Genomic DNA, 908 nt, shown 5'->3' with positions numbered 1-908 from the left:
GCGATCAATGCCGCTATGGGCACCGGACTTTCGGTGGGCACCGTGTTCGACGCGCCGACGGTTGCGATGCTGGCGCCCCGACTCGGCCGCGAGGCTGGGGGGCTCGAGCCCTTGGTGGCCACTCCACGGCCGGCGACGGTGCCCTTGTCCTTCGGGCAGAGCCGGTTGTGGTTCATCGATCAATTGCAGGGGCCGTCACCGGTTTACAACATGGCCACAGCACTTCGGATCGGTGGTGGGTTGGATGTCGATGCGTTGAATGCGGCACTGTCGGACGTGGTGAGTCGCCACGAATCATTGCGCACGGTGATCACCGCGCCCGAGGGGATTCCTCAGCAGGTGGTGGTACCTGCAGCGCGGGCGGAGTTTGGCTGGGATGTGGCTGATGCCAGGGCGTGGTCGGCGGGTCGTCTTGGTGAGGCGATTGAGGAGACGGCGCGTCACGCTTTTGATTTGGCGACTGAGATTCCTTTGCGGGCACGGCTTTTCCGGGTTTCGGATGATGAGCATGTGTTGGTTGGTGTGGTGCATCATATTGCTGCCGACGGTTGGTCGATCATCCCGTTGGTGCGTGATCTGGGCGTGGCGTACGCCGGCCGGTGTGCCGGTGAGCCGCCGCAGTGGGCGCCGTTGGCGGTGCAGTACATCGATTACGCGTTGTGGCAGCGTCGGCAGTTCGGTGATCTCGAGGACCGTGATAGCCGGATCGGTGCGCAGGTGGCTTATTGGCAGGAGGCCCTTGCTGGGATGCCCGAGCGGTTGGCGCTTCCTACGGATCGGCCGTATCCGGCGGTGGCTGATCATCGTGGTGCCAGGGTGGATGTGGATTGGCCCGCGGAGTTGCAGCAGCGGGTGCGTGAGGTAGCCCGCGAACACAACGCAACCAACTTCATGGTCATGCAGGCCGC

1 protein-coding gene is annotated in these 908 nt (G+C 64.1%); it reads left to right on the top strand.

The genetic code is table 11. From position 1 onward, the window contains the following. A partial coding sequence (locus BST47_RS30100) for a condensation domain-containing protein (RefSeq protein ID WP_234809936.1) occupies nt 1-908 on the top strand: 908 nt, incomplete at both ends.

The organism is Mycolicibacterium tusciae (assembly GCF_002086795.1).
In the GTDB taxonomy this organism is placed as follows: Bacteria; Actinomycetota; Actinomycetes; order Mycobacteriales; family Mycobacteriaceae; genus Mycobacterium; species Mycobacterium tusciae.
The sequence above is the reverse complement of the archived record's forward strand: the minus strand, read 5'-3'. Positions and strand labels throughout refer to the sequence as shown.